The organism is Paenibacillus ihuae (assembly GCF_001368795.1).
Lineage (GTDB): Bacteria > Bacillota > Bacilli > Paenibacillales > Paenibacillaceae > Paenibacillus_AQ > Paenibacillus_AQ ihuae.
Genome location: NZ_LN831198.1, coordinates 1,857,111 through 1,859,292, shown reverse-complemented (window position 1 = coordinate 1,859,292; position 2,182 = coordinate 1,857,111). Strand labels below are relative to the sequence as shown.

Genomic DNA, 2,182 nt, shown 5'->3' with positions numbered 1-2,182 from the left:
CATCAAAGGTTTCCGTGAAGCCTCCGGTCTTACTTATAGAAATAGAGCTCAGCGGCTCGCCGTTGTCAGCGCCTTCAAGGCAATATATCAGCGGGCCGCGCTGAATGGCTGTCTTCCCGGCATCAGCCCGCAGGTTCGGATGGGCATAGACACGGTGCGCTTCCATCGGAAGGATCAATTCAATCACATCATCCGCCTTCCATTCTCGGCGGATAACCGCATAGCCCTGTTCCAGGCTCTCTGAGAAACTCACTACTTCTCCATTCACCTTGATCTCTGCCTCATTACTCCAGGATGGGATACGCAGCGCGATGCCGAAATCCCCGGATTGTTCCGGATTCACCTTCATCGAAACCTTGCCTTCCCACGGAAAACGGCTCTCCAGGGTGATAGCCACTTCGGTCCCGCCAAGCGTGATGTTCGATTCGTTGCCGATATACAGGTTGGTATAGAGTGTGTCACCATGTACTGTGTAAATATACTGATTCAGCGAAGACAGGAGTCGCGCTACATTAGGCGGACAGCAGGCACAGCCGAACCAGCCCTGGCGCTCCGGTTTCACATGATGTTTGCCGGGATTGCAGCTGCAGGCCTGCGGCCATACCTCCAGCGGGTTTACGTAGAAATAATGTTTGCCGTCCTGGGCCATGGAGCCGAGCACATTGTTGTAGAGGGCCCGCTCCATCACATCCGCATACCGGGCCTCGGGAGCAAGTCTCAGCATCCGCTGGGCAAAAAAGATCAATCCGATAGAAGCACAGGTCTCTGCATAGATCGTATCGTTAGGCAAATCGTAATCAAAGGTGAATGCCTCACCATGATGCGTAGAGCCGATGCCTCCTGAGATATACATTTGCTTCTCCGTCATATTATTCCACAGCCGTACGCAAGCATCGCGCAGCGCCCCGTCTCCGTTAAGCAGCGCCAGATCCGCCATAGCTGTATACATATAGACGGCACGGACGGAATGTCCTACGGCCACACTCTGCTCACGGACTGGAAGATGCGCCTGAAGATAAGCAAGGTCGATATGGTCTGTTTTACCGCTCCAGTGGGTAATTTGCCCCCGGCTCTCCCATTCCTGGCGAAGAAAGTTCGGCTCTTGCCCCCGCTGGTCGATGAAGAAGCTGCTAAGCTTCAGGTACTTCTCATCCCCGGTAAGCAGGTGCAGCTTCACGAGTGCTAGTTCAATTTCCTGGTGCCCGTCATAGCCATTGAGCTTCCCCTCTTCCGGGCCAAAGACCGAATCAATGTGATCAACTACCCTGCGCATGATGTTCAGCAGCTTATCTTTGCCGGTAGCTTCATAATACGCCACTGCAGCCTCGATGAAATGACCCGCACAATACAGCTCATGGCAGTCCTGAAGATTGGTCCAGCGTTTCCCCGGTTCTTTAACCGTAAAATAAGTGTTCAGATAACCGTCCTCCTGCTGCGCCTCGCCGATCAGATCGATAACCTCATCCGCCTGGCGCTCCAGCTCAGGATCCGGCTTCAGCTTAAGGGAGTATCCGACTGCCTCCAGCCATTTGGCGACGTCACTGTCCTGGAACACCCAGCCTTTAAATTCTCCGGCCCTTCTCCCGGCAGCAATTTCAAAATTGGCGATCGCATGGCTTGGTTCAGCTTCCGGCACGCGGTCATGCAGTGCCTCATATTGATACGGGATAACGACATCCTGCACCAGCCGGATGTAGCGTCCCCAGAACTCGTCTTTGATTGTTGTATTCTCCGGCTGCGTCAGCTTCTTCTCCGTAATTTTGTTCATTTTCCTCTTCCCTTCGTATATTATTTCCCCTCGCTAATTGCCATTATAGAGGGTAAAATGAATAAAAAACAGGATCAGAAGCAACCCTGTTTTTGTACTATTTCACACTAAGGAACATGCGATACTGAAAGGAGAATCCCATGCCATTCGCCCCTTCATACATTCACCTGGCTGCACCGCCATTTCCTTTTTTTCTGGAGTGCAACCGTACCGTCTATCAACCGGGGGACCAGCATCCTAACCGCAATGCTATGGGTAAATTCGACCTGCTCATAGTCGAACAGGGCTGTCTTTATATCGGTGAAGAAGAGAAGGAATGGGCTGTGCCCGGCGGCCACAGCCTACTGCTGCTGCCGGACCGTTATCATTACTCAGCCAAGCCATGTGAGGAAATAACCAGCTTCACATGGATTC

Annotated in this window: 1 protein-coding gene and 1 pseudogene; one reads left to right on the top strand and one right to left on the bottom strand. The window is 52.5% G+C overall.

Annotated features, from left to right (window positions below; translation table 11 throughout):
* On the bottom strand, nt 1-1,768 hold a 1,768-nt coding region (locus AQR02_RS08305), incomplete at its 3' end, for a glycoside hydrolase family 127 protein (protein WP_245237226.1).
* Nucleotides 1,769-1,908: 140 nt separating this feature from the next.
* On the opposite strand from AQR02_RS08305, the pseudogene AQR02_RS08300 reads away from it, so the two are divergent.
* Nucleotides 1,909-2,182, top strand: a pseudogene (locus tag AQR02_RS08300) (AraC family transcriptional regulator); the annotation flags it as partial.